At 67.2% G+C, this 8,282-nt stretch carries 3 protein-coding genes and 1 pseudogene; all 4 read left to right on the top strand.

Annotated elements, in window-relative coordinates; translation table 11 throughout:
* Positions 1 to 264 precede the first annotated feature (264 nt).
* A complete protein-coding gene (locus ABE459_RS24865; RefSeq protein WP_323831533.1) occupies positions 265 to 4,278 on the top strand; it encodes a bifunctional nitrate reductase/sulfite reductase flavoprotein subunit alpha in 4,014 nt (1,337 codons plus the stop codon).
* A gap of 294 nt (positions 4,279 to 4,572) precedes the next feature.
* The gene (nirB, locus tag ABE459_RS24860) at positions 4,573 to 7,125 is read left to right on the top strand and encodes a nitrite reductase large subunit NirB (RefSeq protein ID WP_323831531.1); all 2,553 of its coding nucleotides are present in this window, start codon (positions 4,573 to 4,575) and stop codon (positions 7,123 to 7,125) included.
* Complete coding sequence (gene nirD / locus ABE459_RS24855; RefSeq protein WP_323831529.1) at positions 7,125 to 7,487, top strand: nitrite reductase small subunit NirD; 363 nt, start codon at positions 7,125 to 7,127, stop codon at positions 7,485 to 7,487. The genes nirB and nirD overlap by 1 nt, the downstream gene beginning before the upstream one ends.
* Positions 7,488 to 7,787: 300 nt before the next feature.
* A pseudogene (locus ABE459_RS24850) lies at positions 7,788 to 8,282 on the top strand (RHS repeat protein); the annotation flags it as partial.

Raw genomic sequence — 8,282 nt, 5'->3', positions numbered from 1 at the left:
CGCCCGGGCGGCCCGGGGCTTGCTGGGTTCATGAATACCTCGCGGGGGCGGCTCTGCAGCCATTCCGCGACACAAGGCCGCTCCTACAGTGGACGTGCAAGCCCGTTTAGTGGGAGCTGGCCCGGGATTTGCTGAGGATCATTGATCAAGGCCATCAACGCCGATGGCCGCTTTTCATCACGACGAAGGCGCCGTGTTGCTCCGCTTGCCCAGTGCAGGCGGGGCAGCCGGCGCCTTTGTCGTTTCATCAGCAGGAGATCGCCGATGAGCAGCAGCCAGGTGCGCAGCGTTTGCCCGTATTGCGGGGTAGGGTGCGGCATCGTCATGAGCGTGAGCGACGGCCAGGTGGTGAAGGTCAGCGGTGACAAGCAGCACCCGAGCAATTTCGGCCGCCTGTGCACCAAGGGCCTGACCGCCCATATTCCACTGAGCGCCGGGCGCATGGCCCATGCCTTCGTACGCCGTCAGCGCAGCCAGCAACCGGTACGCAGTGGCATGGACCAGGCCATCGCCGAGGCCGCCGCCCGGCTGCGCGCGATCATCGACACACATGGGCCGGACGCCGTGGCTCTGTATGTGTCCGGGCAGATGTCGCTGGAGGCCCAGTACCTGGCCAACAAACTGGCCAAGGGCTTTATCCGCACCCGCCATATCGAGTCCAACTCGCGCCTGTGCATGGCCAGCGCCGGCAGTGGCTACAAGCAGTCGCTGGGTGCCGACGGCCCGCCGGGCAGCTACCAGGATTTCGAGCGCGCCGAGGTGTTCCTGGTGATCGGCGCGAACATGGCCGACTGCCACCCGATCCTGTTCCTGCGCCTGCTCGACCGGGTCAAGGCCGGGGCCAAGCTGATCGTCGTCGACCCCCGGCGCAGTGCCACCGCCGACAAGGCCGATCTGTTCCTGCAACTGCGTCCGGGCAGCGACCTGGCACTGCTCAACGGCCTGCTGCACCTTCTGCACGTCAACGGCCACACCGCCCCGGATTTCATCGCCCGCCACACCGAGGGCTGGGATGAGCTGCCGGCATTCCTGGCCGACTACACCCCCGCGCGGGTGGCCGCCATCACCGGCTTGAGCGAAGCCGACATCCATGAAGCGGCGCGCCTGATCGGCGTAGCCGGCGAGTGGATGAGCTGCTGGACCATGGGCCTGAACCAGAGCATCCACGGCACCTGGCACAGCAACGCGCTGTGCAACCTGCACCTGGCCACCGGCGCCATCTGCCGCCCCGGCAGCGGGCCGTTTTCGCTGACCGGCCAGCCCAACGCCATGGGCGGGCGCGAGATGGGCTACATGGGCCCGGGGCTGCCCGGCCAGCGCTCGGCCCAGGTCGCGGCCGATCGCGCCTTCGTCGAGCAGCAATGGCAACTGCCGCCCGGCCATCTGCGCAGCGAAGGCGGCGAGGGCACCGTTGCGCTGTTCGAGCAGATGAAGGCCGGCGAGGTAAAGGCCTGCTGGATCATCTGCAGCAACCCGGTGGCCAGCGTCGCCAACCGCCAGCAGGTGATCGACGGCCTGGGCCAGGCCGAGCTGGTGATCAGTCAGGATGCCTTTCTTGACAGCGAAACCAACCGCCATGCCGACATCCTTTTGCCCGCCGCGCTGTGGGCCGAAGGTGAAGGGGTGATGATCAACAGCGAGCGCAATCTGACGCTGATGCCGCGTGCCGTCGCGGCGCCCGGCGAAAGCCTGGAGGACTGGCGGATCATCGCCCGCGTCGCCTGCGCCATGGGTTACGCCGAGGCCTTCGACTACCCCGATGCCGAGGCCGTGTACGAGGAAATCCGCCGTTTCTGGAACCCTGCCACCGGCTACGACCTGCGCGGCATCGGCTACGCCGAGCTACGCCAAGGCCCACGCCAGTGGCCCTGTGCCCCTGGGCAAAGCGACGATCGCAGCCCGCTGCGTTACCGCAACGACGGCCTCAGCCAACAGCTGCTGCGTGATGCGCAAGGCGAGCGGCCGGCGCTGGCCTTCCCCACGCCCAGCGGCAAGGCGCGCTTTTTCGCCCGGCCCTGGCTGCCGCCGGCCGAGCTGCCGGACGACGCCTATCCCTTCGTGCTCAACACCGGCCGCGTGCAGCACCAATGGCACACCCTGACCAAGACCGGCAAGGTGCCCAGCCTGAACAAGCTGGAGCCCGGCCCCTTCGTCGAGATCCACCCCGACGACGCCCGGCGCCTGGGTATCGCCGACAAGGACCAGGTGGCGATCCGCTCGCGCCGTGGCCAGGCGCTGTTGCCGGCGCGGCTCAGTGACCGCGTGTTGCCCGGCAGCTGTTTTGCGCCGTTCCACTGGAACGACCTTTACGGCGCGCAACTGGCGATCAACGCGGTGACTTGCGATGCGGTCGACCCCACCTCGTTGCAACCAGCCTTCAAGCACTGCGCCGTGGCCCTGGAGCGGGTTGCCGGCGAACGTATCGAAGCCCTCGACCTGACCACCGCCACGCCTTCGGAGCCTGCCACCATGTCGACCGCCACCCTGTCCCGCCTGCTGGGCCTGGACGCACTGCCGGCCCCGGTGCTGGCCGAAGACGAACGCCACTACCTGCAGGGCTTTTTGCTGGGCCTGGGCCAGGCCCGTAGCGAAGGCGTGCCGAGCCTGCCGGCCAGCGCACCCCTGGCGCCGGCCCGGCGGCTGTTCGTCGATGGCCTGTTGGCCGGGCTTTTCGCCCAGCCGGCGCCAGCACCCGTGGTGATCGATGCCGCGCCATGCCACCACGTGCTCTGGGCCTCGCAGACCGGCACGGGCGAGGCCCTGGCCGAGCGCTGCGCCCAGCACCTGCGCGAGGCCGGGCTGGCGGTGCAACTGAGCTGCATGGAGGCGATGACGCCTGCGCAGTTGCAGGGCGCCGCTAGCGTGTTGCTGATCGCCAGCACCTTCGGCGATGGCGAGGCTCCAGACAGTGGCGCGGCGTTCTGGCAGGCGCTGCAGGGGGAGGCGGGCGAGCATTGCGCGGCCCTGCCTTTTGCGGTGCTGGCGCTGGGCGATTCGAGTTACGAGCAGTTCTGCGGGTTCGGTCGCAAGCTCGACCAACGCCTTGCTGAGTTGGGCGGGCGGCGCCTGCTGGCGCGGGTGGACTGCGAGCCGGAGCATAGCGAGGCCTTTGCTGCCTGGCTGGCGGCTCTGCTGCCCGAGTTGGGCAGCGCCGCGCCAATCTGCGTTGAGCCCGAGCCGGAAAACAACTACAGCAAACAGCAGCCTTGGCTGGCGCCGCTGCTGGAAAACCGCCTGCTCAACGGCCCCGGTTCGACCAAGGAAACCCGCCAGCTGGTGTTCGATCTGAGCGGCAGTGGCTTCACCTATCAGGCCGGCGATGCCTTGGGCGTGTGGCCGCGCAACTGTCCGGCGTTGGTCTGCGAACTGCTGGCGCTGATGCAGCTCGATGGCCAGGCCCAGGTCGAGCTCAAAGGGCACGCTCCGATGCCCCTGGCCGTGGCCCTGGAGCGGCACCTGGAAATCGCCCGGGTTACGCCGCAGCAGCTTGAAGTGTTCAGCCAGTCGGCCGAGGCGTTGCGCGAACTGCTGCAGGACAAAACTGCCTTGAGAGACTGGCTGTGGGGCCGTCAGCTGGCCGACGTGCTGCGCGAATACCCCCAGCAGTTGGCGCTGGATGCCTGGCTGGCCCTGCTCAAACCGCTGCAGCCACGCCTGTACTCGATCAGTTCCAGCCCCGCCGCGCACCCTGGGCAGGTGCACCTGACCATGGCCACGGTGCGCTACGGCGAACGCAAAGGGGTCTGCTCGGCGTTCCTCGCCGACCGGGCCCAGGCACTGGAAGTGGCGATCTTCCCGCAGCCGTCCAGGCACTTCCGCCTGCCCGAGGACGACAGCCTGCCGATCATCATGATCGGCCCCGGTACCGGTGTGGCGCCGTTTCGCGCCTTCCTCCAGGAGCGTGAGGTGCGCGCGGCCAGCGGGGGCAACTGGCTGTTCTTCGGCGAGCAGCAGGCGGCCTGCGATTTCTATTACCGCGAGCAACTGGAGGCCTGGCAGGCCAGCGGGCACCTGCGCCTGAGCACGGCGTTTTCCCGCGATCAGGCCGAGAAGATCTATGTGCAGCAGCGCCTGCTGGAGCACGGCGCCGAGCTGTGGCAGTGGTTGCAGGCGGGGGCGTATGTGTACATCTGCGGCGATGCCCAGCGCATGGCCAAGGATGTGGATACGGCGCTGCGCCAATTGGTGGCCGAACATGGCGGCATGGATGCGGCGGCGGCGGATACCTATGTAGAGGCGCTGGGGCGCGACAAGCGTTATCGGCGGGATGTGTACTGAGTGCACCAGCCTGGGGAGTCGTGCACCGCCCTGGTTCGCCTGGCTACCTGCGTGGGAGCGGGCTTGCCCCGCGATGGCGTCATCAGCATCAACGCGGGCCAGCTGTGGTAAGGCTATCGCGGGGCAAGCCCGCTCCCACGAAGTAATTGGCACAGTCTCTGCTTTGACAGATTCACAACAGCCCCACTGATCAACGGCGATCAACCCAGGGGCCTCACATTGATGAGTACAGGCAAAGGCGCCTGGAGCGTACGCACCAGGCGCCTTTTTGTTTTCCGTGATCGAGGAACGGCTATGAAGGCAACAGCGAACGGCGCACAACGGGCACGACTGGTCATCGTCGGCAACGGCATGGTCGGCCACCACTGTGTCGAACAACTGATCGGGCAGGGCGCACTCGAGCGCTTCGAGCTGCATGTATTCGGTGAAGAGCGCCAGCGTGCCTACGACCGGGTACACCTGTCGGAGTACTTCGCCGGCAGTTGCGCCGAGACCCTGGCCCTGTGCGAGCAGGGCTATTACGGCGACCACGGCGTGCACCTGCACCTGGGCGAGGCGGTGCTTCAGATCGACCGTGAGCGCTGCGAGGTGGTCACTGCCGAGGGCCGTTACGGCTACGACCAGCTGGTGCTGGCCACCGGTTCCTACCCGTTCGTGCCGCCGGTCGAGGGCTGCAGCGCCAATGCCCGCCTGGTCTACCGCACCCTCGATGACCTCGATGCGATCCGCAGCGCCGCCAGCGACGCTCGCCGTGGCGTGGTGGTCGGTGGTGGCCTGCTGGGGCTGGAAGCGGCCAACGCACTGAAGTCGCTGGGGCTGGAGGCCCATGTGGTGGAGTTCGCGCCCCGGTTGATGCCGGTGCAATTGGACAGCGACGGTGGCGCGGCACTCAAGGCGCAGATCGAAGCGCTGGGCGTGGGCGTGCACCTGTCCCGCGCCACCCAGTCGGTGAGTGCCGGCGAAGACTACCGCTACCGCATGAACTTCGACGGCGGCGAACACCTGGAAACCGACCTGATCGTATTCTCTGCCGGTATCCGCCCCCAGGATGCCCTGGGCCGGGCCAGTGGCCTGGAGGTCGCCGCCCGGGGTGGCGTGGTGATCGACAATCATTGCCGCACCAGCGACCCACGGATTTTCGCCATCGGCGAGTGCGCCTCGTGGAACGGCAGCGTGTTCGGACTGGTCGCCCCAGGCTACGCCATGGCGCGCAACCTGGCGGCGCTGCTTGTGGGGGCGGTGGCCAGCGAATTCACCGGCGCCGACATGTCGACCAAGCTCAAGCTGCTGGGGGTGGATGTCGGCTCCATCGGCGATGCCCACGGCGCCACGCCGGGCGCGCGCAGCTACCGCTTCATCGACGAGGCCAACGCCAGCTACCGCCGGCTGGTGGTGGACGCCAGCGGCAAGCACGTAATCGGCGCGGTGCTGGTGGGCGACAACAGCTATTACGACACCCTGCTGCAATACGCCCAGAACGGCATCAAGCTGCCGGCCGACCCGGCCGCGCTGATCCTGCCCCAGGGCGGCGGCGCGCCGGCGCTGGGCGCCGATGCACTGCCCGACAGCGCGACCATCTGCTCGTGCCACAACGTCAGCAAGGGCGCGGTGTGCGCGGCTATCGACAGCGGCTGTGGCGATCTGGCCTCGGTCAAGGCCTGCACCAAGGCCGCCAGCGGTTGCGGCGGCTGCGCGGCGTTGCTCAAGCAGGTGTTCGAACACGAGCTCACCGCCCGCGGCGTGACCGTCGACAAGAGCCTGTGCGAGCACTTTGCCTACACCCGCCAGGAGCTTTACGGGCTGGTGCGGGTCGAGGGCATCCGCAGCTTCCACAAACTGCTCGAACGCCACGGCAAGGGCCATGTCGGCTGTGACATCTGCAAGCCGGCGGTGGGCAACATCCTCGCCTCGTGCTGGAACCAGCCGATCATGGACCCGGCGCTGGTGCCGCTGCAGGACACCAACGACACCTTCATGGCCAACATGCAGAAGAACGGCACCTATTCGGTGGTGCCGCGCATCCCCGGCGGCGAGATCACCCCGGAAAAACTCATCGTGATCGGCCAGGTGGCCAAGAAATACGACCTCTACACCAAGATCACCGGCGGCCAGCGCATCGACCTGTTCGGCGCCCAGCTGCACGAGCTGCCGCTGATCTGGGGCGAGCTGATCGAGGCCGGGTTCGAGACCGGCCACGCCTACGGCAAGTCGACCCGTACGGTGAAGTCGTGCGTGGGCAGCACCTGGTGCCGCTACGGCGTGCAGGACAGCGTGGCCATGGCGTTGCGCCTGGAGGACCGCTACAAGGGCCTGCGCTCGCCGCACAAGCTCAAGTTCGCGGTGTCTGGCTGCACCCGCGAGTGCGCCGAGGCGCAGAGCAAGGACATCGGCGTGATCGCCACCGACAAGGGCTGGAACCTGTACGTGTGTGGCAACGGCGGCATGCGCCCGCGCCACGCCGAGCTGTTCGCCACCGACCTGGACGATGAAACCCTGGTGCGGCTGATCGATCGGGTGCTGATGTTCTACATCCGCACCGCCGACAAGCTGCAGCGCACCTCGGTCTGGCGCGAAAGCCTGGACGGCGGGCTGGACTACCTCAAGCAGGTGATCCTCGACGACAGCCTGGGCCTGGCCGCCGAGCTGGAGGCGCAGATGCAGCATGTGGTCGAGCAGTATGAATGCGAGTGGGCCAACGCCCTGAACGACCCGGAAAAACTCAAGCGCTTCCGCACCTTCGTCAACGACCGGCGCGCTGACCCCGATGTGCACTTCGTCCGCGAGCGCGGCCAGCGCCGGCCTGCTGCTGCGTTGCACCTGATCCCGACCCATGAGGAGGCTGTCTGATGAAACTGTCCAATGCTGCTGTGGTAAACCAATCAAGCTGGCAGGCCGTGTGCCAGGCCGCCGACCTGGTCGCCGATTCCGGCGTGGTGGTATGGCATGAGGGCGAGCAGGTGGCGCTGTTCTACCTCCCCGGGCACGAGCAGGCGCTCTATGCCATCGACAACCGCGACCCGCGCTCGGGGGCCAATATCATCGGCCGCGGGCTGGTGGGCAGCCTGCAGGGTGAGCTGGTGGTGGCGGCGCCGTTGTACAAGCAGCATTTCAGCTTGCAGGACGGGCGTTGCCTGGAGGACGCGGCGCAGCAGTTACGGGTGTGGCCGGTGCGGGTGGTGGCGGGGCAGGTGGAGATTGGCTTGGGCTGACGGTTTGATATTGCTTGGGGCTGCTGCGCAGCCCTTTCGCGACACAAGGCCGCTCGTACAAGGACCACGATTCCTCTGTGGGAGCGGCTTTAGCCGCGATCACCCGCGAAGCGGGTGCCAGATAACCAATGTTTCGTGCGCCAATGAACACCCTGTTTGAGCAACTGGTCATTTCGCAAGGTTTACCGTACCGCTAGCTCATCCCTTTCCCGTCGATGCCTCGACGCGTTCCGACATACAGAGCGGCATCTGCTCACCATCATTTCGCCTTCCCCAGCCATGGCCAGGAAGGCTAGCCCCATGACCACCCTCACCGAGCACGACGTCGAGCTCGCCATTGCCCCCCTCGAAACCCTGCTCAGCGAGGACCTCGGTCTCGCCGCTGCGGCTGTCAATGACTGGCTGTACGGCATCAGCGGCGGTTTGCTCGACTTGCAGACCCTGCGCAACCTCGGTGAAAACACCCCTGTTGTTGCCAACGCCCTGGCCGCCGTGGATGTGCTGGCTGACCTCATCGAGTTGGTCGAACACCCTGGCAGCGACCCGCTGCTGTGGGTCAGCCTGGGGATCAACCTGATCGGCGTGGTGCCCTTCCCACCGGGCATGGCCATCCCGCGCCGGGTGTTGCGCCCGGTGCTGCAACTGACCCGCCAGACCCTGCGCCGCCGCCCCGGCGCGCGCCTTGACGCGGTGCTGCTGGAAATCCTCGAAGGCCACCTGCACGCCAGCATCCGCGGCGAGCTGGAAAACTTCATCAGCGGGGCGCTGCAGCACTTGCCAGAAATGCTCGCCCAG

Origin of the sequence: Pseudomonas sp. TWI923, assembly GCF_039673365.1 — a bacterium.
Lineage (GTDB): Bacteria > Pseudomonadota > Gammaproteobacteria > Pseudomonadales > Pseudomonadaceae > Aquipseudomonas > Aquipseudomonas sichuanensis.
Note: the sequence above shows the minus strand (reverse complement) of the source record. Positions and strands in the feature narration are given on the sequence as shown.

Bases quoted from the DNA above. Each gene is read 5' to 3' on its own strand.
- ABE459_RS24865 (WP_323831533.1), top strand. From the start codon at position 265: ATGAGCAGCAGCCAGGTGCGCAGCGTTTGCCCGTATTGCGGGGTAGGG.
- nirB (WP_323831531.1), top strand. From the start codon at position 4,573: ATGAAGGCAACAGCGAACGGCGCACAACGGGCACGACTGGTCATCGTC.
- nirD (WP_323831529.1), top strand. From the start codon at position 7,125: ATGAAACTGTCCAATGCTGCTGTGGTAAACCAATCAAGCTGGCAGGCC.